This is a genomic window from Kitasatospora phosalacinea, assembly GCF_000717185.1.
GTDB lineage: Bacteria > Actinomycetota > Actinomycetes > Streptomycetales > Streptomycetaceae > Kitasatospora > Kitasatospora phosalacinea_A.
Genome location: NZ_JNYE01000028.1, coordinates 42814 through 67824, shown reverse-complemented (window position 1 = coordinate 67824; position 25011 = coordinate 42814). Strand labels below are relative to the sequence as shown.

Genomic DNA, 25011 nt, shown 5'->3' with positions numbered 1-25011 from the left:
GGTCCCTACGGGCCTTCGGCCCTTCGTGCGCGGCCCCCATCCTGGGGGCCGGCGGACCCGCTCCGCGTGTCCGCCCCCGGGCTCCGCCCGGGGGGCCCGGCGCTCCGCGCTCGGGCAGGCCGCTCCGCTTCGCTCCGACGGCCCCGGCGGTTGAGGCTCGATCAACTCGCTGACCTGCGTGTTTGATTCACCTCACAATAGGCTGACTAGGGGGGAGGGGTGGGCGTCGGGGGTGCGTGCGGGTCGGCGATGCTCCCACTTGAGTGGTCTAGACCGTGGTCCAGACCAGTGTTTCGGCTCCGGCGGGGACGGGGTGCGCTACCCTGGGAGGGTGGGCAACGAGACGAGTGTATCAGTAGGTGACTGTCGGAGGAACCTGCCGGATCGAGGGTCCGGACCGGGCAGTTTCGGGATTCCCCGGATTTTGTCGGGCCGCACTGCTAGAGTTCTGAAAGTGGGTCAGATGTGGGCCCGGATTCCGTCCGTCGCCGCCTCTCGGCCCGGCCGGTGAATGTATCAACAGAGCATCGTCTGTAGTTCCTGTCAGATCCCGGGTCCGGCCTGGGGAATTCGAGGGGAGAACCTTTCTGTGAGCGTGGAGACTTTCCAGGTACCGGACCTGCCACAGGAGCCCGGGGAGGTGCGGCTGTTCGCGCACCAGGTGGAGGCGCTGGAGGCGATCGTGCGGGGCCTGACGCTCCGTCCGGGGCAGAGCGCGCCGAACGGGCTGCGGGTGACCGCGCAGATGGCCACCGGCTCGGGCAAGACGTACGTGGGTGCTGCGGCCGGCCAGAAGCTGGCGCCCCGCGGCGTGGTCCTGGTCGTGGTGCCCACGCTGGACCTGCTGCTGCAGATGATGGGCGAGTGGCGGCGTGGCGGCCGGGCCGGGGAGATGCACGCGGTGTGCTCGCTGGTCCGCCGGGAGCTGCCGCTGAGCGTGATGGCGAGCACCAGCGGGCGGCAGATCGCGGAGTGGATCGCCTCGGCCAACCGCCGTCGGCAGCCGCTGACCCTGTTCGCCACCTACGCCTCGGTGGGCGCGGTCGAGGACGCCTACGAGTACGCCGCCGATCGGGGCCGGCTGCTGCCCCCGCTGGACCTGATGGTCTGCGACGAGGCGCACCGCTCCTCCGGACACATCGAGAAGTCCTGGGCCGTGGTCCACGACAACGGCGCGATCCCGGCCCTCCGCAGGTGCTACATGACGGCGACGCCGCGCGTGTGGGCCCCGCCGAAGCCGGGGGTTCGGCGGCGCGAGGGGGCCGATCAGCCGCTCCCGGAGGAGATGGCGTGCTCCATGGACGACCAGAGCATCTACGGGCCGCAGGTGGTCTCCCTGGGCCTGGCGGAGGCCATCGACCGCAAGCTGTTGGCCCCGTTCGAGGTGGTCGTGCTGGAGCTGCGCGACCCGGGCGCGGACCCGGCGGCAGCCAAGCGCCAGCCGGTGCCGTGGGGACCGGGCGTCGGCGAGGACGAGAACGGCGAGGAGGACCTGGTGCCGGCCGAGCAGATCGCCGCGATCCAGGCCGCCCTGGTGAAGGTGATCGTGGAGCGGAAGCTGCGGCGCACCATCACCTTCCACAACCGCACGATCGAGGCCCGCTATTTCTCCGAGACGCTGAACCAGACCGTGGACCGGCTGCACACCGAAAACCCGGCCAAGTATCCGGAGGAGTTTTGGGCGCAGTGGCTTTCCGGTGAGCACGAGGTGGATTTCCGCAAGGAGACCATCGGCGACTTCGGAACGGCCGAGGAGGACGAGGGACTGGCGCACGCCGTGCTGTCGAATTGCAAGGTCGTCGGCGAAGGGGTCGATATCCCGAATGCAGACGCGGTGATGCTCCAGGGCAGGGGCAGCATGGTCGATATCGTCCAGGCGATCGGCCGGGCGCTGCGGATCAAGCCGAACGAGGGAAAGACCGCGAGCCTGATCGTACCGGTTTTCCTCAAGCCGGGTGAGGAGCCCGGGGACATTCTCGAATCGGACTCCTACGGCCCGCTGGTCAAGATCCTCAGTGCCATCCGGTCGCACGACGCCCGGGTGGTCGAGGCCCTGGCCGTGCCCCAGAAGTCCGGCAAGCGGACCACCGGGCGCAGCGCTGAGGCGCAGATGGCACCGGGTGAGGGTGAGGGCGACGGGTCGGCGGCGGGCGGGTTCTCGCTGCCGGTGCGGTTCCAGAGCAAGGTCGACGAGGACGTGCTGGCGCTGTTCATCCAGGCGCGGGTGCTGACGGGTGAGAACCAGCTCTGGCGCGAGGGCCTGGGGCACGCGCGGCGGTGGCACGCGGAGAACGGGAATCTCGACGTGCCGTATTCCGCGCGGGTCGGCGAGAACGGAGTCTTCCGGCTCGGTGAATGGCTCACGCAGCGCCGGGTTGAATTCGCGAACGGCGAACTGGCGCGACACCGCGTCAAGATGTTGGACGACCTGGACATGATCTGGTCCGTCTCCGACGCGCGCTTCGACACCGGGCTGGACTGGGCGCGGCTGTGGGCGAAGGAGCACGGCGGCTCGCTGGCCGCACCGGCGCGGGCGTCGATCGGCGGGTACGCGATCGGCGGCTGGCTGGCCGGCCTTCGGGCCGCGGCCGAGGTCCCCGAGGGCGAGCCGGGGGCGCTGGCCCCCGAGCGCAAGGCGGCGCTGGAGGAGATCGACCCGTGGTGGTGCCCGCGCTGGCCGGTCACCTGGCAGCGCTCGTACGCGACCGCGCGGCAGTGGTGGCTGGAGTCGGACGGCCGGGTCGACTGGGCCGGCCTTTCGGTGGAGAGGGAGTTCGAGGGCGAGCCGCTGGGGCGGTGGGTGCGGGCGCAGCGGTCCGGCTTCGCCGAGCTCGACCAGGAGCAGCAGGACCTGCTGGCGGCGCTCGGCATCGAGGAGGACCAGGAGCTGGCGGCGGCGCGGGCGGCGGCCGCGGCGAAGCCGAAGGTGTCGCGCACCGACCGGTTCGCCGCCGGGCTGGCGGCGCTGGCGGCTTTCGTGGAGCGTGAGGGCCACGCCCGGGTGCCGCGCACCCACAAGACCGAGGAGGGGCTGTCGCTGGGCACCTGGGTCAACAACCAGAAGGCCCGCCGGGACAAGCTGAGCGCGGAGCAGCTCGGGCAGTTGGAGGCGCTGGGCGTGGCCTGGTAGGCCGGGCCGCCGGGGCGTCGTGGAAGGGCTGGAGGCCGTCACCCTGCGGGGTGGCGGCCTCTTGTGCGTGGTGCGGGGCGGGGCCGGCTACCAGTCGTCGCCGTCGTCGGCCTGGTGGGCCTGGAAGCGCTCGATGCAGGGCTCTCGAGGGCAGGTGCCGTCCTGCACGCCGCACAGGTCGAGCATCTCCAGGATCTGGTGGGCGAACTCCTCGCCCCGGACCGAGCCGGTGCGGGCGCCGGTCTCCGGGTCGACGGTGGCGATGGTGAAGCTCTCCCGGTTGACTACCTGGGAGTCGCGGAAGAGGGCGTACAGGGCCGAGTAGGGCGGTTCGCTGGGTCGCTGTGGCACAGCAGTCCAACGACCCGCCCGCGGGCCTGGACACGCCCCTGGGCTCGCGGAAGCACAGGGAGGCGCTCGCCCGCAGGAGTTCGCCGAGATCCGCCCGTTCCCGGTACCCGCCGTGCCGGGGCTCGGGAGACTGGCGGCATGGTGATGACCGAGATGAGCGTGGGCCAGGACCCGAAGAGCGTGGCGGCGAGCCTGGAGGGCACGATGCCGTGGCTGGCGCCCGTCGGCCTGGCGGCCGAGGCGCTGGCCGCGCTGGACCGGCCGCTGCTGGCCTGGATCCAGGACCCGGAGTACAACGAGTTCGACTCCGCCGAGTTCTACGCCGACCGGAAGGCGGCCGGCGACAAGCTCTCCAAGCTGGAGCGGCGGATCGCGAAGCTGCCGCCTCGTCAGTCCTGGCGGATGGAGCGGGTCTGGAGCCCGGACGAGGAGAGCAGCGAGGCGTACGACGCGGCCTACGAGCAGGGCGCGGTGACGATCGGGGACCGGGTGCTGCACCCGCGGGACCTGGACGCCTACGCCACGATCGCCTACGCGCTGGCGGGCCTGCGCGAGGACGACGGCTTCGGGGACGACGAGGACGGCCTGGGCGACGTCGACCCGGAGGACCTGGACGCGGCGCTGGAGTGGGCGCGGGCCGGGGTGTGCGTGCTCCAGCAGTCTCTGCCGTTCCCGTTTACCGACGTGCTGCTCTACAGCGAGCTCGACAACCGGCCCGCGCACCGCGTGCTGTTCGCGTACGCGGACCTGCTGCGCCGCCGCGATGCGAAGGCGGCGGAGGCGTGGTTCACCGCGCTGGTCTACCTCAACCCGAACGACAACGTGGGCGCGAGGTTCATCGCCCCGGGCGGCCCCGACCCGATCTTCTGAGCCGTGTTGGTGCTGGGGCGCACGTCGCAGTCCGCCGCTTCGCGGCGGCTGCCTTCGTACCGGGCCTGCTTGCTGGTCATCAGCCGATGTGCCAGCCGATCTCGGGGGAGTAGGTGGCGCTGAGCTTGCCCAGGTCCCGGCTGACCTCCCAGCTCTGGACTTCGGCTCCGGCGGCGATCCGCCCCTGGGTCAGCGGGGCGCGGGCGTTGCCCTGGTTCTCCAGGATCCAGGCCCGGACGTGCACGGAGGTGTCGTAGCCGGCGGGCTTGTGCGGCCGGGTCAGGGCGCGGTGCGCGACGGTCAGGTCCTGGCGCCAGCCTTCCAGCGATGCGGCGCTCGCTGCCAGGGCGCGGGGGCGGTCCACCAGGGGTGCCAGAGCCGCCTGGGCGTTGCGGAGCATCTCCCCGGCCGGGTAGCTGCCGTCGCTCCCGCCGGTGACGCCGGTGACTTCGAGGCCGAGGTAGCACAGGATGTCGCGGACCAGGATGTTGATCGCCGTGGCGGCCGCGTCCAGGGCCCCGGCTTCGCTCTGCGGGAGGTCCAGGCTGCCGGAGGCGATCATGCGCAGCCGAAGGCGTGTCACCTCGTTGAAGTCGCGGATCAGTTCGGCGAGCGTGACGGTGTCCTGGGCCTCCTGCTGGGCCAGGCGCAGCTCGGCGTCGCCGTGGTAGCCGGGCTGCACCCCCTGCGCCTGGGCACGGCGCAGGTGCTGGTGGGCTTCGAGCAGGTTGAAGCGGACCGCGCCGAAGCTCTCGAAATCGCTGGACTGGCTGGCCCCGTTCTCGATGTCCTCGGCCGCCAGGTCGATGGCGAGTTCGTGCAGCGGGTACAGGGCCTCGGTGATGGCGTTCACCTGGTGGTTCCCCCTCGTCGGATGTGGGTGGGTGGTCCTCGCGTTGGGCGCAGGGCAGGTGGCCGGTCAGCCGATCTGCGCCTGGGCGATGTCGGCGGGCGGGGTGCTGGTGCGTTGGGCCCAGGTGAGGACGGCGGCGGCCAGGGCGAGCGCGGCTCCGTCGGTGACGTGGTAGCCGCCGTGCTGGACGATGAGCTTCTGGGTTGAGCGGTGGGCGCGGCCTTTGCGGGCGAGGGCGAGGATGTCGGTGGCGGCGCGTTCGCCCCGCCAGTGGCCGGCGGGCAGGGCTGTGGCCGCGAGCAGCCCGGCCGGGACGCCCGCGGGGCCGGTGGACCAGGCGTCGAGCAGGAGCATGGCCAGCCCTGCGGCGTGCGAGGTGGTGACCGGCTGCTCGGCGGTGGGATCGGGACCGAGGGAGTCGATCAGCCGGGCGGCGTGCGCGGTCTCGTCGGCCGCGACGGAGGCGACGACCTGGCGCAGCAGTTCGGCGGCGCGGCCGCGGGCGGCGCCGGTGGGGGTGAACAGCGAGGTGTTGTAGCGGGCGACGGCGCGGTCCAGGGCGGCCTGCAAGGTGGGCAGGTCGGTCGGGTCGGTGTCTTCGGTGATGCCTTCTTCGGCGAGCAGCGGGGCGATCTCGCGCCACATCTCGTCGGCCAGGCCGGTGCGCTGCTGGATGGCGATCAGTGCGGGGAGTTCGGGGGCATCGAGTCGCATGTCCGTCATGGCGGCCATGCTCGCAGCCCGGCGGCAGGCGCGGGCGCGAGTCGGCGGGAATCCCTCGAACGGCACCGGTTGGCGGCCGATCTCCTGTGCCGTGCCGGGGCGGGGTGGTAGGGCGCGGGCGGCCGGTGGTGCAGCCGGCCGTCTTCTTGAAAGGGGAGTAGCCGGCTGGCCGGGTCACCGCTCCCGCAGGGCCCGTCCGATGCGGCCGAGCTCCTCGATGCGGGCAGCGAAGTCGGGGGCGGTCTGCTGCAGGTGCTGCCAGCGGCGCTCCCGCTCGGCGCGGTGCTGTTCGCGGGTGTGCTGTTCAGCGGCGTCCAGGCGCTGCGCCGTGGCGGCAAACAGGGGTGCGGCCCATTCCTGCCAGGGGATCCAGCGCTCTTCGCGGTCGTCGTAGCGGGAGCGGGCGAGTCGGCCGCGCTCGCCGGTGGTCTCCAGGTGCCGGTAGGTCTCCTCGGCCATGCCGAGGGTGCGGGCCATCTGGGCGCGGGTGCGGCCGGTGTAGATCCGCAGGTGCGCGAGCGTCTCGTGCTCGACGGCGCACAGGTCGGCCGGGGTGGCATGGACGGCGGCGGCCAGGCGGGGCAGGATCGCAGGGCGCGGGGCGCGGGTGCCGGCGAGGTAGAAGGACACCGCGCGCTCGCTCACCCCGGCCGCCTTGGCGATCCGGGCCACCGAGGTGCCCGCGGCGCTGCGGGCGGCGCGGAGCCTGGCCGCGTCGAAGCCGTAGCTGGTCTCGCTCATACCCTGGTCCTACCCGCTGTCGGGGCGTTCGTTCACCCTGAACAAGCCCTCACCCCGTCGAACACCCGAAGGTTCGTTCAGGGGTGAACGAACCCTCGGGTGCCCGTGGTGGCCCAGGGTTCGTTCACCCCCACCCAGCCGGATCAGCCGCTGGTGGCGCCCTTCTTGTACTCGTCGGGCAGGCGCAACGTGGCGAGGTTCTGCTGGCGGGCGCGCAGGTGCATGCCGGTGTCGTTGGTCAGGACGTAGACGTCGCCGTCGGGGCGGAGGGCGGCGAAGTCGGCGGCGCAGCGCAGGATGGCGAGGTCGGTGTCGAGACCGCGGTAGTCGTCGCCGGGCCACACTTCGAGGGTGGCTTCGTCGGGACGGAGGGAGACGGGGGTACCGGGGACGACGGTGCCGAGGGTGCGTTCGAGGAAGCGGATCGCGGTGCCGGCCTTCCTGCCGAGGTCGCCGCCGCCGTCCTTCTGCCTGTCGAGTTCGTCGATCACCCGCAGCGGGACCACCAGGCGCACCAGATTCACCTCTACGCCCTGGTCCTTGAGGACCTTGCGCCAGGGCACGTCGCTGGGCTGTGCCCAGTGGTTGAGCATGTTGGTGTCGTAGAGGACGGGCAGGCCGGGGTGCTCGATGTAGGTGCGCAGGGCTTCGAGCCGGGTCAGGGCGTCCTGCATCGCCTCGACCTGCCGCTCGACCTCCAGGTGGAGCATGCCCGTGAAGGCTGGGTCGCCGCCGGAGCGGATGAGGAGTTCGTACAGGCCGGTGCGGGTGTAGATGCCGAGGGCCAGGTCCGGCTCGGTGAGGACGCCGAGGCGGGTCGGCGAGTCGTTGACCAGCTCGTTGTAGCGCCTCCAGCGCATCATGTGGTCACCGCGGCCCTGGTTCCAGTCCAGCACGCTGCGCCAGCGGGTGAGTTCCTGCTCCAGGATGTCCTGGGCGGCGTCGAACGTCGTGCCGGTCTTGAGTCTCATGCGGGGATGCTGGCACAGCCGCCTCCGTACTCGCCCCCGGTTTCCGGCCTGGCCGGGACCTGCCGCGGCGTCGGCGGTGGCTGGTACCTTCCGGCATGGAGATCGACGAGACGTTCTGGGCGGGTGTCGCCGCCCTCGCCACGGTGGCCGCGCTGGGCCTGTCGGTGTGGGCGACCTTGCAGGCCAAGTGGGCGGCCCAGGCTTCCGCGCGTACCGCCGAGGAGGTCGCCCGGATCGAGCGGGACCGCTGGCACCGCGAGCTCACCCCCGAGTTGGACTTCCGCCTCGTCCCCAAGGGTGCCGATCACTGGCGGCTGGAGGTCGAGCTGACCGGACCGGCCGGCCTGGACCGGCTCGACCGCATCACCTTGACCGTCCGCGACGAGGCCGGTGTCGACCACATTCCCCGCACGCCCGGCATCGACCCGGCCGAGGCCGCGGCCGTGATCTGGGGCCCGGTGCGCCTGCAGCCCGTCGTCGACGGCGTCCGGGCCCCCGGGCGCGAGAGCGTCCTGGAGAAGGTCGAACGCGGGGAGCCGGTCGTCCGCGCCATCGACGCCACCGCGGCCCCGTCCTGGTACCAGCTCCCGGACTGGCGGGAGCGCAACAAGGACCTGCCGTTGCGGCTGCACGCGGTGTGCGAGTACGGGGAGCACCGGCCCTGGATCGTCGTCGTCGAACTTCCCGTCCCCACGATGTAGCCGGCCGGGCGGCCGGGAGGGGATCGCTGCGGCGCGCACGGCCCCGCTGCTTGCGGCGCACGCCTTCTCCGGTCCGTTTGGCTGGCCCCGGTCTACACCGTCTCGTCGGGCTTGTAGTGCCGGTGGTCGGCGAGGCGCTCGTTCCTGCGGGCGGTGCCTACGCACGTGGCGAACAGTCGCCATCCGTCGCGGCAGTCGACGGTGACGCCGTACCGGAAGCCGGGCGGGGTCTCGCGGGTGCTGTAGCGCTCGGCGCGGACGACGGTGTCCTTGTCCGGGCTGGCGGCCAGCGCGGTCAGCAGGGCCTGCTCGATCTCGGCGACCTGGGCCTTCCCACCGCCGGGCAGATCGGGCGCAGGCTGCTCGGCCAGTTGCTCGCCGTCGGCGGCGGCCGGGGCTGTGTTGGAGGCGCCGGTGAGCATCCAGAACACGGTGCCGGCGTCCTTCGCGGTGACCGCCAGGCCGTACGGGCGGGCGGGCCAGGGCTCGGCGCTCTCGATGCCGGGCACGGCCGTGGGCAGCAGGCTGATGAGGGTGTTCTGCAGTTCAGCGGGGGTCACTTCGGGAGGGTATCCGCGGGCCAGCCGTGGCGCGGCGGTCGGGGTCCGTGTCCGGGACGGGTTCACCGGAGCGGCCCTCGGCGACCAACTCGCCGGGGCCCGTCGAAGCGGGCCGGGCGGATGGGAGAGGATCAGGTTGGTGCGCGCCGCCACCCATTGCCTGCGGCGCGCACCAGCTTCTGCTGCCCCGGGGGCGGTAGGAGCAGGGTTCAGGCCCGCTGGGCGGGTGTGCGCCGAGCCGTGGGCGGGGCGGTGGTGTCGGTGTCCGGCTCCAGGAACGGCGAGCGTTCGGCGGGCAGCGGGATGGGTCGCTCGCCGGCCGGGAGGGCCTGGTCGACGGCGGGCTCGGAGAAGGCCAGCCCCAGGGGGCGGCGGTCGGGGCTCATGGGGACCAGTGTGACCTACCGTCGGCGAACTACCCCCGTCCGGCCCGGTCGTTTGCGGCCTGCCGTCCTCCCCGGTCCCACCATCCGGGCGCGGCGGGACCGGGGCTGGTCCGGTCTCCTAGGTGCCCAGGATCCGGGCCTTGGCGGCGTCGTACTCCTGGGCGGACAGCGCCCCGGCGTCTGCGAGGTGCTGGAGTTTGGCGAGTTCGTCGGCCAGTGAGTCCGAGGACGCCGGGCGGTGCTGGCGGGCGATCGCTTCGTCGACGGCTTCCCGGAGCTCCTCGAACGCGGGGGCCTGGTTCTTCAGGAAGAGCACGCTGTTCTCGTCCTCGGCCGCGCTGCCCGTCTGGCTGCCGAACCCGGACCGGCGCTCGATGCCGCCCGGCACGGTGAACTGGATGAAGCCGCTCACCAGCATGCCGGGCGGCTTCCACTGGACGGCCGTGATCTGCGAGACGTGGATCCTCTTCTCGCCCTTGCCGACCGTCATCCGCGCCCGGAACCCCTTGCGGGTGATGGTGACGTACTCGCCGTCGAACGTGACCTGGCCCGTGTTTCCCTTGGCTTCGATCATGAATCCAGGATCGGCAGGCCCTCCAGCTCCCGCACCCTGCCGCGCTCTGCCGGTACGACTGCGGCCCGGGACGGCGGGCACCGCGGCACGGGCGTCAGCCGTGTGTCCGGCCGCCCGTCAGAGGGCGTCGTCGCCGTCCTCGCCGGTGATCGCCTTCCACAGCACGGCCGCCACGACCTTGCCCGCGACAACTCCCGCCAGCCGCAGAAACCGGCGCCACCACCGGCGCCCGCGACCAGGAGGGGGCCGGCCGCCTCGCCCTCGGCTGCCCCACCGGCGCGCGGCCCCGAGCCGCCACCACCCCGACCGGGGCCGCTTCCGGCCCCTCGGCCTCGACGGCTGCGCGTGCTTCCCCCCGACCGCCCGGCCGTAGGCCCTCCGGCGATCCCTGGTAGCTGCCGCCGCATGCGGGCCGGGGACGGCGCTGCTGCAATGGACGTGTGCAGGGAGCCGACCGTCGGAAAGGCGCTGCCGTGTCCGAACCGCCCGACCCGCCCGCCTCCCGCAGGCTCTCCTGGGAGGCCGAGCTGCTGGTCGCCCAGGCGCAGCAGCTGCTGGCCGACCACCGGGCCGCTGTCGTCCAGGACGCCAACCTCGCCCGGCTGCGCTTGCAGGACCCGGACGCCGAGCGGCTCTTCCCCTCCGGGACTCCGTTCGCCGACGCAGTCACCGACCGCTCGCTGCTGGCGCCGCTCACCGTGGCTCTGGGCAGCTACGCCCGGCTGAAGGAGGAACAGGGACGCGACGACCTCCTCGAGCGGCTCTTCGACGGAGTCCTGCCCCCGGGGCAGGACCGCGGTCCCGACCGGCCTTGAACCGGCCCCGGCACGGCTGCCGGGGCCGCACCGACGGGCCCGGCCCGGGCCCGGCCGGACGTGTGGCCGCCAGCACGGCCTGCTCACGCCCGGGCGCAGCACCGTGGGGGTGGTGCTGCGCCCGGGCGGCGCGGCCGACTGCTGCTCGGCTGGCCGCTCCGCAGCGGCGGGCTGTGTGGGAGTCCCGTCGCGGCGGAGCCGGCAGTGGGTGGTCAGTTGCGACCGGCGTCGGGTCGGAGGCCGCCCCGGTGGATATCGGCGGGCACGGTCAGTTGCCCCAGTAGGTGTCGCCTGCAGGGGCTGCCCCGCCCCAGGTGCTGTCGTCTCCTGCCACGGGTCCTCCTCCTGTACTGGCGGATCGTGTGCACGCGACCGTAGCCCTGATCCGGGATCCTGTCAGCACCTCGGACGCAATCCGCGGATCCGGCTGCAGGCCAGGTAGCCCCGCTATGCCGAACCGCCCTCCCAGCCGACCGGCGCGGGCCGTTGGGGCGCGGGTGCTCAGCACCACCGGAAGGTGGCGTCCGTCATCGCGGCCAACAGCACCGGAGCGGCGGCCGCGGGCCGGGCGGCTGGGAGAGGACCGGGGTGGTGTGCGCCGCTCCCCGTTGCCTGCGGCGCGCACCGCTTCGGCCTTGGCTGCTGGTCAGCTTGCCGCGCCGCCCACCGGTGTCTGCCGCTGCTGGCGCAGTGCCCGGCCGGTCCGGGCGGCCAGGCGCGGGTCGGCCAGGACGCGGGCGATGACGTCCTCGTCGCTCAGGTCCACCAGGTCCACCTGCGGGACGGGCAGTGGGGCGCAGGTGGACTCCAGCTCGGCCAGCATGCCGTTGAGGCAGGCGGTCTCGTCCTCGTCCTCGTCCATCACGGCGGTCAGCACGTCGTGCGCGGTGCGCAGGTGGGCGACCACCTCGGCCATGGCCTGCCGGTCCTCGGGGTGGGCGAGGTCGGGGTTCTTGACGGTGGGGACGTAGACCTGGCGCAGCGCGTCGATGGCCTTGGCCAGGCTCTCCATCGGCCAGCTGTAGGCGTCGCTGTCCTGGGCCTCCAGGTTGGTCAGCTCGGTGCGCGGCTTGCCGTCCGCGTCCTCGGGATACTGGCCGTCGGCACCGAGCTCTTGCAGGCCCACGAGCACCGCGGCCCCGCTGACCGCGCCGGCCAGGTGGCGGGAGACATCCCGCAGCAGGTGCTTCTTGCGGCGCAGTGTCGCCGCCCGGTCCTTCGACGAGGTCGCGGTCCGCTGCTCCTCGTCGGCCAGGGCGCCGAACTCGCGGCCCAGCAGCCGGTGCGCGGACACCAGCGCCGCGGCCGCCTCCCGGACCGGCGACCGCCCCCGCCCGGTCTCCGCGTCGGCGGTGCTCTCGCTCTTGTCGGGCATGCTCTTCCTCCCGCGCCGCCTACTGGCGGCTCCCGGCCCTCTGTCGCCCAAGCGGCGACAGGAGCAGCACTGCGGCACTCCTCGTCTCCGGTCCCGGAGACGGTGCCGCCGGTTCAACGAGCTGGGGGCAGGACGGGACACGGAGCGGTCGGCGCGGCCGACGGGCCGGGCTACGCGGTGTCGCCTTCCCAGTCCCACAGGTGCGGGTCGTCGGGGCGCGGCTCGTAGTGGGCGCGGCCTCCGGCGCCGTAGTGGCCCAGCGGTGCGATCAGCGCGGCCCCGCACTCCAGCATGTCGGCGTCCCAGCCGGTGACGTCGACCAGTTGGCCGTCCAGGGGTCCGCCCACCAGCTCGCGGTACTCGTGTCCCGGCTCGGGACCGGGATCCTCGCCGGGTTCTGCGCCGTAGACCCGGCGGCCGCGCAGTTGCTTGTTGTGCTCGTCCATCGGGCCAGCGTGGCACCGCCGACCGACAGCCCGCAGGCGATCAGCGCCACCGGAAGGTGACGTCCGTCATCGGCGCCAGCAGTGCCAGCAGCGCCGGCGCAACGGCAACGAGCATCGAAGACGAGGGAGGCCGCCACCGGTGACTCGGTGGCGGCCTCTTGGGCGGCGTGGTCAGGCGGCGTTCTTCAGCGGGCGCCGCAGGAGGTGGTCGAGCCTGTCGGCGGGAATGTTCATGCGTTCGCGCAGGAGCTTGCGCGCCGTGTACAGGGTGACCCGGGCGTTGTTCGGGGTGATGCCGAGCTGCGCGGCGCACTGGGCGGGCGTGGTCCCGATGCGGGCGAGGTCGATAACGGCGCGCTGTCGGCCGGATAGCTTCGCTATCTGCCGGTCGAGCAACTCGCGCTGCCGCTCGTCGTAGAGGCGGATCTGCTCGGCGGCCGGGTCGGTCAGGGGAACAGACGTGCGTGAGGGCGTGCCCGCCCGGACCCGGATATCGGCCGCCGGGCGCTGGCGGTCGACGGGCGCCAGGTCCGAGACCCACTGCTCGCGGAGGCTCAACTGGCCCCTGATCCTTCGCAGCCTCGCGGCGACCGTAACAGCGGTGTAGCCGAGCTTCTCAGCAATTTGATGGAACGTCAGGTCGTCAACGAACCTCATCTTGACCAGCTCCATGGCGTTCTCGCCACTGATGCGGGCGATCATCTCCAGCACCTCCTCGATGCGATCCCCGGCGACAAGCTCCTCGGCGCCGTCGCCGACCGAGGGGAGCAGCAGCTCCAGGCTCTGGAAGTCGCCGATCGGCCGTTCCAATTCGCGGGTGCGGTAGTGGTCGGCGATCTCGGTGCTGAGCACCTTGTGGAAGTAGGCCATGGGCGAGGTGATGAAGCCGAGCCGCTCGCTCCTGTGCAGCATCCGCATGAGCGCGTTCTGCGTGAGGTCCTGGGCCAGGTTCCGGTCGCCGGTCTTGGCCGCGGCGGCGCGGACGCCGGCCACCATAGCCTCCCGGGCGAATTCCTCGGTGACGGTGAAGCCGGTTGGCTGGCCCGTCACCAGCGTGCTGGTGACGACGGACCCGGCGGCGGGATTCGACTCGGCATCTGCGCTGTACTCGGTGCCGGTGTGGAGCCGGAGCTGGCGGCTGCCCGGCTCGGTAGGGGGCCGGAGGGCGGCGGGCACCGCCGTGCCGAGGGTGGCCCCGGCACGGCGGGCGGCGATACCGTTCGCGTCGGTCACCATCTCAGGCTCCGTCGCGGGAGTCGCGGACGACGAACGGGGCCAGCCAGACGGCGGCACCGGCGACCACGGCGGCGATGCCGTCCGGGCCCCAGTGGAGGCCGTAGCCGAGGATCGCGACGACGGCGATCACGACGGTGCCGACGATGACGAGGTCGGCGCGCACAACCAGGCGCCCACGGCGCTTGACGGTACGACGGACCATGACGCCCAGGGCGGCGGCGACTACCAGCCCGGGCAGGCCGAGCAGAAGGAAGTGCAGCAAGAAGTGGCTCATGGCCAGCTCCTCCATGTGCGGTACGGCGAGGGACAGGATGGGCTCCTGGCGACTTCGCGACTCGGCCAAGAACCCCATCCGTCGCCAGGAGCTGATGAACCATCATCTACCTTCTTGTGCAGGCAGTTTGGCCTTCGCCAGCGCAAGCGGAACGTGACGTTTTCCACACGCCCGGGTCTTAACGCCTCTTAATGCCTGCCCCGTCTTGAAGGGTGTCGCGACCCTCGCTCGGAACGGAGGGACGCGGTGAGGGAGAAACAGGGAAGCGGCGCGCGACTCGGCCAAAGTTACCCACGCCGGTTCCCACTGCAAAAACCGTCCTGAACGCCTCCAGGCAGGAAGGACGGTGCCGCCGTCAGGCGGCTCGCGCACGGTCTGATCTGGGGAGGATCAAGATTCGCAGGACCGCGCGCGGCAGGTAGAAGGTGGTGAAGGACGGTCGAGATATCGGGGGCCGTCCTTCACCACCGGGGCCTGCATACCACGCCCGCGCTATCCATCTCCTGCGCCAGCACCTGCCCGGCGGAGGGCCGGCCGACCCCTGCTGCCCAGACAGACGCAGCAGGAAGAGATCGGGGCGGTGCCCAGCGCTGAGGCCTTCAACGCGATCGTGGCCGAGCAGCAGCCCGGCACCCGGGCCGTGGGCGTGCTGGCCGGTGGACTGCTCTGGACCCAGACCGACGGCGCGGGTCGATCCGGGGTAACGGGGTCGCGGCTCAAGGGCGGCAGCGGGCGCGGCGGGGACAGAGCGCGCACACCCCCGTCATCTCACCAGCAGCGGGGGTCGAAGATCGTTCGGGTCAGCGATTCTTGCTCGCGATGCCAATCGTGGGATTCAAGGAGTCCAGGCGGATCCGGATGCCGACGATGAGAGCCGCGGCAATCATCGCGCCGTTGCACACATAGCCGAAGTCACCCCAGTTCTCGGCGAGATGCTTCAGGTTGTAGCTGTTCAGGGAGCGGGACGACAGGCGGCTCTGCCACGCCTGGGAGTGCAGGTACTTGACGCAGTGCTGAACCTCTTCGAGCAGGCCTCGCAGTTGCTCGCGCCCGGCTGCGGTGTCGTAGCTGTAGCCGTTGGGCTTGCCATAGCCGTTGGCGTTCAGAAGCGGGTTGGCGTCGAGAACAGCGTCCAGGTCGGCCTGCGTGATTGTGATGGTCATCGGTTCTCCTTGGGACGCGGACGGTTGGTTCGCGGTGCGGTCGTACTGTTCATCGGCCGGGTGGCAGGTCAAGACACTTCCGCGCGAAGGTGTTTGGCCAGCCAGTGCCAACAACCGCGGATCGGCAGGTGCACGGCCGTATCGGACGGTCGACGGCACCGCGTCGTATGACGCCCCCTCGTCCTCGAAGCCTTGGCCGGATTCCACTCGGGCATCTCCGACGTCCAACCGTGCGTGCAACGTTCGACCCGCGAAAGCAAGTTGGAAGCGGAGCCCGCGAGGCGCCCCCACCGCTACCCATGAAACCACATCCCGCGACCTCCCCGCACCTCGCATATGCGCTCTGACCTGCGGCTTTTCTGTTTCGAGGTTGCAATCGGGTGGCAGAAGACGGGGTACGCAGCAGTTGCTCGTCGTACTCGTCCTTCGGGCCAACGTGGCACCACGGGCCGACAGCGCGCAGGCGATCAGCGCCAGCAAAAGGTGGCACCCGTCATCGCCTCCAGCAGCATCGGGACGGCGGCTGCAGACACGGCCTGGATGGTGACGGCGTCGACCAGGTGCTCGCCGACGTCTGGGTACAGGTGCGTACCGAGCAGGGCGGCAGGGGGCAGCCAGAGCGCTTCGGTGGTGTCGGCGGCGTCGAGCTTGACCAGGGCGACGTCCTCGGCGAGCAGCCGTACACCGCTGGTGTACCAGCGGTGTACGATCGCGATATGGCTGATGCGACGATCAAGGTTTCCCCTGACACGCGTGACCGGCTGGCCGCTCTCGCGGCGGCCCGCGGCACCACGATCGGCGCCCAGGTGGCCCTGCTGGTGGATCAGCAGCCCACCACGGAGCAGATCGCCGAGCGCGTCGCCGAGGGCCGTCGGCTGCTGCGGGAGCACTTCGGAATGACCCTCACGGACCCGGAATTGGACCGGGGTCCGGACCTGCTGCAGCGGGTCTACGACATTGCCGCGGCCGATACCCGCGCCAAGCTCGCCCCCAGGCGCAGCGCGTGATCATTCTGGATTCGAGCGCCTTGGCGGCGCTCGCCGCCGGTCATGAGCGGGTGCACCGGATCGTGGACGCCGCGCTGCACAGTCCGTTCCAGCACCTGCTGGTCCCGGTGCTGTGCCTGGTCGAGGCGGAGATCAAGGATGAGGGTGCCGCGCACGCGGTCCTGGCGCTGCCCTCGCTCGAGTTCGAGGCGCTGGACGCAGGCACAGCCGTGGTGGTGGCGTCCATGGTCCGAGACGGCTACGGAGGGCCGGATCTGGCCCACGCCATCGCGGCGAGCCTGCCGACCCCGGCGCGTCCGATGCAGCACCTGATCCTGACGGCTCGCCAGGAGCTGTACCCGCCCGGTGTCGTCACCGTCGACATCGACGACCCCCGCTTGGAGCCGTAGGTGCCACTCGCAGACGGACCGGGAGACCAGCTTCTTGCCGAAGACGGTGCGCGCATCCTCGCCGAGGAGATCCTTCCCGCCGTACTGCGCGCGGCGGTGCCGCAGGAGCGGCCGGTGGTGGTGTTCGTGGCCGGGCAGGCTGGCAGCGGCAAGACGCTCGTCGTGGATCTGGTTCACGCGGCACTCGCCCACCGGGGCGGTGCGGTGCGGGTGGACCGCGACGCCTACAAGGCCGTCCATCCCGATTACCCGCGGTTCCTCGCCGAGGACGTGCGCACCGCCGGGGTCCGGGTGCGCACGGACACTTACGGGTGGCAGGCTGGCCTGGAGGAGCGGCTGCGGCGGGATCGGCTGGACGCGGTGGTGGAGGCGGCGCTGGGCCGTCCCGAGGACTTCCTAGCCGAGGTCGCCGCGTACCGGCAGGCCGGCTACCGCGTCGAGATCGTGGCGCTGGCCGTGCCGGAGGCTCTCAGCCAGCTCGGCGTGCTGGACCGCTACCTGCGCCTGGCTGTCGAGGGGCGGGCCCGGTTCGTCGGGTGGGACAACCACGATGCTTGCGCCGCCGCGCTGGTGACGGCGCTCGCCGCGGTGGAGGCCGGTCACCTGGCCGACCGGGTGTTCGTCGTGCGGCGCGGCACCGAAACGGCGTTGGAGAGCGTGTACGCCAACGAGCTCGACGTGGCCGGGCGATGGATCCGCCCGCCGCGCGCCGCCCAGGCCGTGCTGACCGAGCGCACCCGCCCGTGGGACGCGGCCGAGACCGGCCGGTTCCGCCGGGAGCTGGCCGCGTGCGAGCGGCGCGTGTACGACCCCCGGATCCCGGCGGACTGGGCGCTGGCAGCCGGGCGCGACGCCGAACGGGCCGCAGCGCTGGCCGAACCGGTGCGCCGCACCGCCCAGCCGCTGCGCCAGCCGCCAGGTGTGGACTACCACCGGCTCTCAACGGATGAGCATGACTTCGTTTTCGATGCGCTCGTCGTACCGACCATGCTGGAGCCGGTCACCGCCCAGGACCGGCCCGTCGTCGTGTTCGTCGCCGGGCAACCCGGCGCTGGCAAGACGAGGGCCGCCCAGTTGGTCCACCGGTCTCTGAACAAGCCGGTCCACCTGTCCGGTGACGACTTCAAGGTCCTACACCCGGACTACCTCCAGCTGCTGCGCACCGATCCGCGCCGGGCCTCGGAGAAGATCCGCACGGACTACCGGGCCTGGCAGGCGAGAGCTGAGGCCTGGGTGCGCGGGCGGCGCGGCAACCTCGTCATCGAGACCACCCCGACCGGCGCCGACCGGTTCACCACCGATGCGCAGGCCTACCGAAAGGCCGGGTACCGCGTGGAGTTGCTGGTGCTGGCCGTGCGCGCGGCCGACTCCCGTCAGGGCACCGCCCACCGCTATGCCCGCGCCAGCGAGCGGGGCCTGCCCGCCCGGTTCACCACCGCGGCCGGCCACGACACCCACTTTCACGTCCTCGCCGACGTCGTCGCGGCCGCCGAGGAGCGGGCCGCTGTCGACCAGGTGACCGTCATGCGGCGCGACGGCACTGCCCTGTACCGCAGTCAGCCCACCCGCCTGCTGCCGCAGCACCCGGCAGCAGCGCCGGCTCTCCTCGCCGAGCAGGCCCGCCTCTACACCCATGAGGAGGCACACCGGTTCTGGGCCGTCCAGCGCGCCCTGCACGCCGCGATGCCGCACTACCGCGACGACCTGGTCGCCATCGGCGCCCAGGCCCTGCCGCTCATGCCCGACACCCTGCGGTCCCTCCGCCTGGCGGCTCCGGCTGCGGCTGCGGCTGCGGCTCTGCCCGTCCCCACCCGCTGAAGGCGCCAGGGTTCGCGTCAGCGGGAGCTCACCAGCTCGGTCGGCCGGAGAAGGTGCCCGCTGGTCGCGTCAGCTGGTGCCTGGGTACGAACTGAACCCTTCCGCGATCTCTCGGTAGCTCGCGAGGATGCTGCTGGAACCGCGGCGAACGTAGAACTCCAGTCGCTCGCCGTCCCGGAGGGCGCACGGCTGGGTGCCGCCGGGTACGTCGACCGCGATGATTCGCTTGTACGGGTGCTGGAGGACCCGGGGGTGACAGGCCGGCGCGGGCTCCAGATTCTTGCGGATCATGTCTCCGATACTGCGCTTCTGCTCGTCGACACTTTGATCCTCCGTCAATCCGACGATCTCCAGGCTGCTGTCCTCGATGCCGAACACGATGGTGCCGCCCCCGGGCTGCGACGCGAACGCCGCCACGGTCTTGAGCACCGGCCTCCGGGCGCGGGGGGTGCTCTCCGGGATCTTTGCCTTGCACTCAAACCGGGGGCCCTCCCCGTCTGCGAGGAGCAGTTCCAGTTCCAGTTCGGGCTGCTCCCAAACGACCGAGGTGTCGCGGGCGCTGCCGAGCGGTGTGGCAGGAAAGTGCCGCATGTCGAGCCATTTGCCGTGGCGGTGTGCGATCAGCAGGCTCTCGGCCTGAAGTCCCTCGGGCAGCTCGAATTCGTAGGAATCGGCGCCCGCGACCGGGAATCGCCGGGAACGGCCGGGCTCGCTCAGTTCCAGAACAACGTCGTCCAGGTCGTAGCCTTCAAGGTCCACGGTGAGCCGGTCCGCGGCAACGGTGACCTTCCGGAACCAGGCGCCCCGCCGGGGCTGAAGGACGCGCCAGAGCTGGTCGACAGATGTCCGGCTGTCGTAGGGGAGCCGATAGAGAAAGGAACTGACGGCCTGCTCGAAGGTCAGGAAGGAAGGGTGTGAGGCGTCTCCGACCAGCACGCCGTGGTTGCGATAGCTGGCGGAGTCCCTGCGGATCGTCCACTCGGTCCGGGGCCAGGGCGTCGTCCTCCCTGCCCAGGCCTGGTTCCCCCGGAGGTCATCGGCGGACACATGAACCGACTGCTGGTCAGCGACCACTTGGAAGCGATCGATCTTCATGGGCTTGCCCTGCAGTAGGTCCGCCACCACCCGGCCCCGCAGCCTCCGAGCGACGAACGCCGCCGTCGGGTACAGCCAGGTCTCCTCCTCGCCGGTGTCGAGATCAGGAGCGTCAAGGAGTACTTCTCCGTGGTGGAGCCGCCACGGCCCCTCTGCGTCAGTCACCAGGACCAGCCGCGCGCGGACGTCCTCGCACCTGCGCACCATCTCCGCCAGGTCGTCCACACTCGCCTGCTCTGAGGCCATCACCATCGGCTCCTCCCCTGCCCGGCCGAAGACTGTCCCGGCGGGTAATCCCATGATGGCCGAACAGAGTCACGACCGGCGGCTGGCCCCACCCGTGAAAGAGACTGGCAGATTCCGCTACCGCAATGGAGCTGTCGGCTGGTCAGAGGCCAAACGCCTCCCAGCCGACTTCCGGTGTGTACCAGTGCAGGGTGACACCAGTCTCGTGATGCTGCGGATTCACGGTGCATACGTAGTCGGCCAGCCGGTCGTATCCGCTGCCAACGCGGCCCGCGCCCAGGTTGGTGGGGTACGGCTTCCTACGGAAGTTGGTCCAGATCGCGTCGGCCTGCTCGCCACTGTCGTCGCAGGCTGGACATGGGTGGGTGTACTCCGTGATGAGCTCCATGATTCTTTTCCCTTCCCCTCCTCATGATGAGGCGCTCCGATGATCCGCGCTGCTCATGATTCAACTGCCGCTCTCCATCTTCCTCAGACGCTCGGCGTACTGCGCCGACACGCGCTCAAGCTCCTCGGGCGCCGCGTCGACCAAGCGGCGCCGGTCCTCAGCGCACGCCTGAAGCAGCTCGGTCAGCTCTTCCAAGCGCTGTTGGTCGCCGGCACGCCGCGCCTCCATGAGTCGACGGCTGTACCAGGCGACGACGGCGCCGATCGCCTCCTGGGCGTCCTCGACGTGAGAGCCGCCGTCTTCGGGGGACGATGACGATCCGGGTGGGGGAGTGTGCACGGCGAACCACCTCAAGAGCTTCGAACGGTTCCGCCGGGGGAGGGGCCACCGACCGCCCGGGCGGGCCCAGTCAGTGGCCCCTTCCCGGCCCTTTCCGCCCGATCCTGCCCCTTGACCTGGTCCATCACCTAAATTGGCCTCAAGTGACATGTCCTGGGGGGACTTCCGTGGCCGACCTTCGCACGCTGTTCAGCTCCAACGACCCGGTCGACAGCGCCGAGGCGTTCACCAACCGCCAGCAGCAGTGGACCCTGGTGGCCACAGCTGTCGAAGAACACCTGCGCGCCGTCGCCGCTCCCGGCTTCGACGTCGAGGACCTGGAGGCGCCCCGCACCAACGTGATCGCCTTCCACGGTGTCGGCGGCGTCGGGAAGACCACCCTGCTGCGCAAGCTCGAAGCCTCCCTCGCCGCCGCCGACCAGCGGCCCCGGCAGTGGGGCACCGGCCTCGGAGCGGGCGAGCGGCTGCTGCCGGTACGCATCGACCTGTCCCGCTCCGCAAGCACCGGCTCCGACTTCGAGCGGGTCGTCCTAACCATCCGCCTCGCCCTCGCCGGCGCCGTCGGCCTGCCGATGCCCGGCTTCGACTTGGCGCTGCGCCGATACTGGGATGCCCAGCACCCCGGCGAGCCGCTGGAGGAGTACATCCGCCGCACCGGGCTGATGGGCAAGGTCGGGCAGTTGCTGCCCGGCCAGCTCGGCGAGGCGGTCGGCCAGATCGCCGGGGCCCTGCAGCTGCCCGGCCTGGTCGGCTCGGCCGCCGGGCAGGTCGCCACCGCTCTGGTCACCGCGCTGCGCGAGCGCCGCGAACAGGCGCGCGCCCTGGCCGGAGCCGCTCGCACCGCGGCCCTGCTGGAAGCCGAGCCCGACCTCGAGGCGCTCTCCTACTACCCGCACCTGCTGGCGTGGGAGATCAGCCGCCTGCCCGCGAAGAAGGCGCTGGTGCCCGTCGTCCTGCTGGACACCTTCGAGGACACCGCCGACCGGCACCGCGACCTGGAACGGCTGCTGCAGCGCCTGGTGTGGCTGATGCCGAACTGCTTCTTCGTCATCGCCGGCCGCAACCGGCTCGCTTGGGGCGAGAACGCCCTGGAAGGGGAGCTCGACCATACCGGCCCGCTTGCCTGGCCCCACCTCGCACCGCGCGGGCAGCAGCCGGCCCAAACGGCGGGCGGCGCCCGGCAGCACCTGCTCGGCGACTTCTCCCCCGCCGACTGCGACCACTACCTCGCCAGCCGCCTGACCCGCGACGGCGCCCCGCTCATCCCCGCGGAAATCCGCGCCATCATCACCGAGCGCTCGCACGGCCTTCCCCTGCACCTGGACCTGGCCGTCGCCCGCTTCCTGGAGATCCGGCGCACCCACCGCACCCCCGCACCGGCTGACTTCGACCACACCTTCCCCGCGTTGATCGCCCGCACCCTGTCCGACCTCACCCCCGACGAACGCCACGTCCTGCGCTCCGCCTCCCTGCTGGACGCCTTCGACGTCGACCTCGCCACCCAGGCCGCAGGCCTCACACACCAGGCGCCTGCCCGCCGGCTCGTGGAGCGGCCCATGATCAGCGAAGACCCCTACGCGATCTGGCCCTACCACCTGCACGGCGCCATCCGCGCCGCCCTGCGCACCGACGACACCCACACCCCCGACCGCTGGACCGACGCCGACTGGCACCGGGCCGCGGTGCGCGCGCTGACCGCCCTCGGCGAGCAGTGGCGCCACACCCACACCCCCGCCCAGGACCGGGCCTGGCTGGTGGCCTGCCTGCGCCAGGGCCTGCGGCTGGCCCGCGACCACTGCCTCGACGACCTCGGCTGGCTCACCGACGCCGCCTTCGCCTACACCGACGACTCCGTGTGGGAGCCGATCGCACCCCCCGCCCGGGCCCGGGACGCCGCCGCGGGCGAAGGGGCCGATACGCCCGCCGACGCCCTGACCGACCTGCTGACCGCCATCAGCCGGCGCCAGCACGAACACCGCGCCCACACCGCCCGCCGCCTGGCCACCGTCCTGGAGGGCGGCCTGCTCTCCGACGAACTCACCCAGCTCGCCCGCTACTACCTCGCCAAGGCCGACAAGGACCTCGGCCGCACCGCGGCCTCCCTTCACGGCATGCAGCAGGTCGCCGCAGCGGGCGGCCGTCTCGCCAGCCAGGCCCAGCGCGGGATCGCCAACCTCGCCCGCATCGCCGGCGACTTCCCCGCCGCTCTCGCCGCCGCCTCCACCTTGACCTGGAAGAGCCGCCGCCACCGGGTGCGCGGCGACATCCTGTGGCCGCAAGGCGACTTCGCCGCGGCCACCCAGGCCCTGCTGGACGGGCGGGCCGAAGCCGAACAGCACGCGGCACCCGGCGAGCGGGCCATCGCCCAGACCCGCCTCGCCGTCGTCACCGCCTTCACCGACCCGGCCCGGGCCGCCGAGGAGATCGCCCTGGCCCGCCAGTACCTGGAGCCGCTCGACCAGCGCGCCACCGTGCTCCACGTCCACGTCGCCGCCCTGATCGCCGACGCCGGCAGCACCGGCCGCGACATCAACGATCGCGCCGCCGTCCTGCGCACCCAGATCGACGTCGCCGGCCTCCCGTGGCTCATCCCCCTGCTGGAAACCGCGCTCGCCTTCCACCACGCCGCCCGCGACGACCAGGACGAGCTGACCGCCACCTTGAACCGCCTCGACCAGGCCACCGCTGGCGGCGACTTCGCCTACTACCTCGACATCGCCCACTTCATGGCCGGCCGCCCCCTGCCCCGCCCCTCCCGCACACACTGGCTCGCCCCGGAGGAGACCGTCCGCGAACGCTGGCACGACCTCGTCACCGCGCGGCGCCGGCAACGGGGCAGCGGCCGCTGACAGCGGGAGGGAGGGACGCCGGGACCCGGCCAGATCCCGGCTCCTTCGCACCGGTCAGTAGCCCTGCGGCGTCGGCGTCATCCTGGCGTGCAACAGCGCGGCCCGGCCGAGCTCCGTGCCCGGGCCGGACTTCGGCTGCGAGTTGAACAAGGCGGTCAGGCCGGGCGGGGCGTCCCGCCAGTGGCGGTGGGCGGGAATCCGCGCCGGGAGGTCGTCCAGCAGCAGGTGGACGACGTGCGCGAGTTCGGTGGCGCGGTCCCCCCAGCCGTCGCCCCACCACAGGTGCTCGCCGGGAAGGCACGGGGCGGGGTGGACCAGGCCGTCGGTGGTGGTGATCCACACCGCCCCGTCGAGAACGACGGACGCCAGTTCACCCCGGCCGGCCGGAAGGGACCGCGGGGCGTAGAACAGCCACTGGGCGCGGCTGGGGTCGTCGTCGTCCTTGGTGCGGACGACCGGCATGTCGGTGAGGGGGTCGGTGAAGAAGGCCTCGACCTGCTTGCCCTCGGCGAGGGTGGCGTGGCCGGCTGTGGGGTCGCACAGGGCGAGCCGCCGCACCCACCGGTCGACGGTGGGGCTGTCGCTCACCCGCAGGTCGGTGAAGCTGCCGTAGGGCAGCAGGTCGGCGTTGCGGCCGAGAGCCACGTGCAGGGCCGCCACGGCGTCTGGCTGGTTGCTGCGGGCGACCTCGGCCCAGCCGGGCCGCAGCGGGCCGTCCTCCTCGGCGGTGCCGAGGGGGTGTCCCTGGGTGTCGGGCTCGGCGGCGATCACCAGCGGGGACGAGGTGTGCCAGGGACGGACCTCGCCGAAGATCATAATCTCCGACCGGACTGCGTCGATGCGGTCGTTGCGGATGGAGCGGGCCATGTCGGTCAGCACCGCGCGGGCGCGCGCGGTGAAGGTGGGGTTGCGGGCCGCGCGCTGCAGCGCGACCTCGCGGTCGTCGGCGGGCAGCTGGACGGTGAGGACCTCGGATCCCGGGGACCACTGCCGGATGATGTCGGGGCGGCGCAGGGCGCCGGGCCACCAGGGCAGGGGCTGGCCGGCGAGCTGCACCGCGACGGACCAGTCGGCTTCGTACTCGATGCAGGGCCGGGCGGTGTCGGCGGCGACCAGGGCGGGGCCGCCGTGGGCGATGTCGCCGAACAGCGAGCAGACCACGGTGATGCCGTGGCCGCGTTCGGCGGCCAGGTCGCCGGCCATGCCCGCTGCCGCTTCGCGTTCGGTGGTGTGGAGCAGGCGGACGACGCCAATGGCCGTGTCCCAGTCGGTGGCGGGTCCGTGGGCGGTGTCGCGGTGGCCGAGGAATCGTCCCGTCCCGGGCCGGTCGGGTAGCGGGCGCTCCAAAAGGGCGCCGCGCTGGCGGAACTGGGGCGTCTTGGCAGCCCATACGTAGACGGCGGTGGCGTCCCAGTGCTGTGCGTCGGGGTCGTCGACGGAGCGGTGGTGCACGTTCTTCGCGGGCGCGGGGAAGTCCGGGTGCTGGCGGGGCAGACGCCACATGCCGAAGGAGGTGATACCGAGGAGGTCCTGCACCTCCGCCTTGGTGAGGTAGGTGGTGGCGAAGCCCATTCAACTACTCCTCGTGTCACGGGGATTGCCCTGCGCTGTAGTCAAACACCGGGCGCGGGAGTCCGGCGGGGGAACGGGAGAACTGCCCCGGCGGATCGGCTGTACCCGGACAGTGCGCCCTACGCAGGGGGCGGAGTTC

Annotated in this window: 25 protein-coding genes; 8 read left to right on the top strand and 17 right to left on the bottom strand. The window is 72.0% G+C overall.

Translation table 11 applies throughout. The features are described 5' to 3' along the window. Positions 1–589 precede the first annotated feature (589 nt). Complete coding sequence (locus OO57_RS14970; RefSeq protein ID WP_158715130.1) at positions 590–3130, top strand: DEAD/DEAH box helicase; 2541 nt, start codon at positions 590–592, stop codon at positions 3128–3130. An 87-nt stretch (positions 3131–3217) separates the two neighbouring features. Here OO57_RS14970 and OO57_RS14965 read toward each other — a convergent pair whose 3' ends face one another. Beyond that, positions 3218–3481: a hypothetical protein gene (locus OO57_RS14965; protein WP_033252926.1), complete on the bottom strand. Its 264-nt coding sequence runs from the start codon at positions 3479–3481 to the stop codon at positions 3218–3220. A gap of 138 nt (positions 3482–3619) precedes the next feature. Between OO57_RS14965 and OO57_RS14960 the strand changes: the two genes are divergently transcribed. Beyond that, positions 3620–4351 (top strand): hypothetical protein, encoded by a 732-nt coding sequence (locus OO57_RS14960; RefSeq protein ID WP_033252925.1) that lies wholly within the window; start codon positions 3620–3622, stop codon positions 4349–4351. A 79-nt stretch (positions 4352–4430) separates the two neighbouring features. On the opposite strand, the gene OO57_RS14955 is transcribed toward OO57_RS14960, so the two are convergent. The 4 genes from OO57_RS14955 to OO57_RS14940 all read right to left on the bottom strand — a co-directional run bounded on the left by OO57_RS14955 (position 4431) and on the right by OO57_RS14940 (position 7639). Continuing rightward, the gene (locus OO57_RS14955; RefSeq protein ID WP_033252924.1) at positions 4431–5204 is read right to left on the bottom strand and encodes a hypothetical protein; all 774 of its coding nucleotides are present in this window, start codon (positions 5202–5204) and stop codon (positions 4431–4433) included. Positions 5205–5270: 66 nt separating this feature from the next. Beyond that, positions 5271–5927 (bottom strand): hypothetical protein, encoded by a 657-nt coding sequence (locus OO57_RS14950; protein WP_158715129.1) that lies wholly within the window; start codon positions 5925–5927, stop codon positions 5271–5273. A gap of 174 nt (positions 5928–6101) precedes the next feature. Beyond that, positions 6102–6668 (bottom strand): helix-turn-helix domain-containing protein, encoded by a 567-nt coding sequence (locus OO57_RS39460; protein WP_051777635.1) that lies wholly within the window; start codon positions 6666–6668, stop codon positions 6102–6104. 143 nt (positions 6669–6811) lie between these two features. Beyond that, a complete protein-coding gene (locus OO57_RS14940) occupies positions 6812–7639 on the bottom strand; it encodes a PIN domain-containing protein (protein ID WP_033252922.1) in 828 nt (275 codons plus the stop codon). 95 nt (positions 7640–7734) lie between these two features. Here OO57_RS14940 and OO57_RS14935 point away from each other — a divergent pair, with 95 nt between their 5' ends. Next, on the top strand, positions 7735–8340 hold the full coding sequence (locus tag OO57_RS14935) for a hypothetical protein (protein ID WP_033252921.1): 606 nt from the start codon (positions 7735–7737) through the stop codon (positions 8338–8340). A gap of 92 nt (positions 8341–8432) precedes the next feature. Here OO57_RS14935 and OO57_RS14930 read toward each other — a convergent pair whose 3' ends face one another. The 3 genes from OO57_RS14930 to OO57_RS14925 form a co-directional block, all read right to left on the bottom strand. Then, on the bottom strand, positions 8433–8900 hold the full coding sequence (locus tag OO57_RS14930) for a hypothetical protein (protein ID WP_033252920.1): 468 nt from the start codon (positions 8898–8900) through the stop codon (positions 8433–8435). Between the two features lie 209 nt (positions 8901–9109). Continuing rightward, positions 9110–9286, bottom strand: coding sequence for a hypothetical protein (locus OO57_RS43825; protein ID WP_158715128.1), 177 nt, complete (start codon positions 9284–9286; stop codon positions 9110–9112). Positions 9287–9404: 118 nt separating this feature from the next. Next, positions 9405–9860 (bottom strand): DUF4429 domain-containing protein, encoded by a 456-nt coding sequence (locus OO57_RS14925; RefSeq protein ID WP_033252919.1) that lies wholly within the window; start codon positions 9858–9860, stop codon positions 9405–9407. A gap of 473 nt (positions 9861–10333) precedes the next feature. Between OO57_RS14925 and OO57_RS14920 the strand changes: the two genes are divergently transcribed. Then, positions 10334–10675 carry a hypothetical protein gene (locus tag OO57_RS14920; RefSeq protein WP_033252918.1) on the top strand — a complete coding sequence of 114 codons (342 nt, stop codon included), beginning with the start codon at positions 10334–10336 and terminating at the stop codon, positions 10673–10675. Positions 10676–11321: 646 nt separating this feature from the next. Here OO57_RS14920 and OO57_RS14915 read toward each other — a convergent pair. The 5 genes from OO57_RS14915 to OO57_RS14895 form a co-directional block, all read right to left on the bottom strand. Then, positions 11322–12050 (bottom strand): hypothetical protein, encoded by a 729-nt coding sequence (locus OO57_RS14915; protein ID WP_033252917.1) that lies wholly within the window; start codon positions 12048–12050, stop codon positions 11322–11324. Positions 12051–12220: 170 nt separating this feature from the next. Beyond that, the gene (locus OO57_RS14910) at positions 12221–12496 is read right to left on the bottom strand and encodes a hypothetical protein (protein ID WP_033252916.1); all 276 of its coding nucleotides are present in this window, start codon (positions 12494–12496) and stop codon (positions 12221–12223) included. A gap of 171 nt (positions 12497–12667) precedes the next feature. Continuing rightward, positions 12668–13732, bottom strand: a complete 1065-nt coding sequence (locus tag OO57_RS14905) for an RNA polymerase sigma factor (protein WP_033252915.1) — start codon at positions 13730–13732, stop codon at positions 12668–12670. 1 nt (position 13733) lies between these two features. Further along, positions 13734–14006, bottom strand: a complete 273-nt coding sequence (locus OO57_RS14900) for a hypothetical protein (RefSeq protein WP_158715127.1) — start codon at positions 14004–14006, stop codon at positions 13734–13736. A gap of 800 nt (positions 14007–14806) precedes the next feature. Further along, positions 14807–15169, bottom strand: coding sequence for a hypothetical protein (locus OO57_RS14895; RefSeq protein WP_033252913.1), 363 nt, complete (start codon positions 15167–15169; stop codon positions 14807–14809). A gap of 560 nt (positions 15170–15729) precedes the next feature. Between OO57_RS14895 and OO57_RS14890 the strand changes: the two genes are divergently transcribed. The 3 genes from OO57_RS14890 to OO57_RS39455 are packed head-to-tail and all read left to right on the top strand — an operon-like array spanning position 15730 to position 18383. Then, complete coding sequence (locus OO57_RS14890; protein WP_234337349.1) at positions 15730–16176, top strand: hypothetical protein; 447 nt, start codon at positions 15730–15732, stop codon at positions 16174–16176. Next, on the top strand, positions 16173–16565 hold the full coding sequence (locus OO57_RS14885) for a hypothetical protein (RefSeq protein WP_033252912.1): 393 nt from the start codon (positions 16173–16175) through the stop codon (positions 16563–16565). The genes OO57_RS14890 and OO57_RS14885 overlap by 4 nt, the downstream gene beginning before the upstream one ends. Next, positions 16566–18383, top strand: coding sequence for a zeta toxin family protein (locus OO57_RS39455; RefSeq protein ID WP_051777633.1), 1818 nt, complete (start codon positions 16566–16568; stop codon positions 18381–18383). A 69-nt stretch (positions 18384–18452) separates the two neighbouring features. On the opposite strand, the gene OO57_RS14875 is transcribed toward OO57_RS39455, so the two are convergent. The 3 genes from OO57_RS14875 to OO57_RS14865 form a co-directional block, all read right to left on the bottom strand. Next, positions 18453–19724 (bottom strand): helix-turn-helix domain-containing protein, encoded by a 1272-nt coding sequence (locus tag OO57_RS14875; protein ID WP_033252942.1) that lies wholly within the window; start codon positions 19722–19724, stop codon positions 18453–18455. Between the two features lie 142 nt (positions 19725–19866). Then, positions 19867–20112, bottom strand: a complete 246-nt coding sequence (locus OO57_RS14870) for a hypothetical protein (RefSeq protein WP_033252911.1) — start codon at positions 20110–20112, stop codon at positions 19867–19869. Positions 20113–20172: 60 nt separating this feature from the next. Next, positions 20173–20451, bottom strand: a complete 279-nt coding sequence (locus OO57_RS14865; RefSeq protein WP_158715126.1) for a hypothetical protein — start codon at positions 20449–20451, stop codon at positions 20173–20175. 167 nt (positions 20452–20618) lie between these two features. On the opposite strand from OO57_RS14865, the gene OO57_RS14860 reads away from it, so the two are divergent. After that, positions 20619–23300, top strand: coding sequence for a hypothetical protein (locus OO57_RS14860; protein WP_033252910.1), 2682 nt, complete (start codon positions 20619–20621; stop codon positions 23298–23300). Positions 23301–23354: 54 nt separating this feature from the next. On the opposite strand, the gene OO57_RS14855 is transcribed toward OO57_RS14860, so the two are convergent. Continuing rightward, on the bottom strand, positions 23355–24872 hold the full coding sequence (locus OO57_RS14855) for a hypothetical protein (protein ID WP_033252909.1): 1518 nt from the start codon (positions 24870–24872) through the stop codon (positions 23355–23357). Positions 24873–25011 lie beyond the last annotated feature (139 nt).

What these genes read in the sequence shown, in the direction of transcription:
- OO57_RS14915 (WP_033252917.1), bottom strand. Translation starts at nt 12,050, where the DNA reads ATGCCCGACAAGAGCGAGAGCACCGCCGACGCGGAGACCGGGCGGGGG.
- OO57_RS14855 (WP_033252909.1), bottom strand. Translation starts at nt 24,872, where the DNA reads ATGGGCTTCGCCACCACCTACCTCACCAAGGCGGAGGTGCAGGACCTC.
- OO57_RS14895 (WP_033252913.1), bottom strand. Translation starts at nt 15,169, where the DNA reads ATGACCATCACAATCACGCAGGCCGACCTGGACGCTGTTCTCGACGCC.
- OO57_RS14910 (WP_033252916.1), bottom strand. Translation starts at nt 12,496, where the DNA reads ATGGACGAGCACAACAAGCAACTGCGCGGCCGCCGGGTCTACGGCGCA.
- OO57_RS14940 (WP_033252922.1), bottom strand. Translation starts at nt 7,639, where the DNA reads ATGAGACTCAAGACCGGCACGACGTTCGACGCCGCCCAGGACATCCTG.
- OO57_RS14905 (WP_033252915.1), bottom strand. Translation starts at nt 13,732, where the DNA reads ATGGTGACCGACGCGAACGGTATCGCCGCCCGCCGTGCCGGGGCCACC.
- OO57_RS14960 (WP_033252925.1), top strand. Translation starts at nt 3,620, where the DNA reads ATGGTGATGACCGAGATGAGCGTGGGCCAGGACCCGAAGAGCGTGGCG.
- OO57_RS14925 (WP_033252919.1), bottom strand. Translation starts at nt 9,860, where the DNA reads ATGATCGAAGCCAAGGGAAACACGGGCCAGGTCACGTTCGACGGCGAG.
- OO57_RS14870 (WP_033252911.1), bottom strand. Translation starts at nt 20,112, where the DNA reads ATGGAGCTCATCACGGAGTACACCCACCCATGTCCAGCCTGCGACGAC.
- OO57_RS14900 (WP_158715127.1), bottom strand. Translation starts at nt 14,006, where the DNA reads ATGAGCCACTTCTTGCTGCACTTCCTTCTGCTCGGCCTGCCCGGGCTG.
- OO57_RS14875 (WP_033252942.1), bottom strand. Translation starts at nt 19,724, where the DNA reads ATGGCCTCAGAGCAGGCGAGTGTGGACGACCTGGCGGAGATGGTGCGC.
- OO57_RS14950 (WP_158715129.1), bottom strand. Translation starts at nt 5,927, where the DNA reads ATGACGGACATGCGACTCGATGCCCCCGAACTCCCCGCACTGATCGCC.
- OO57_RS39460 (WP_051777635.1), bottom strand. Translation starts at nt 6,668, where the DNA reads ATGAGCGAGACCAGCTACGGCTTCGACGCGGCCAGGCTCCGCGCCGCC.
- OO57_RS43825 (WP_158715128.1), bottom strand. Translation starts at nt 9,286, where the DNA reads ATGAGCCCCGACCGCCGCCCCCTGGGGCTGGCCTTCTCCGAGCCCGCC.
- OO57_RS14935 (WP_033252921.1), top strand. Translation starts at nt 7,735, where the DNA reads ATGGAGATCGACGAGACGTTCTGGGCGGGTGTCGCCGCCCTCGCCACG.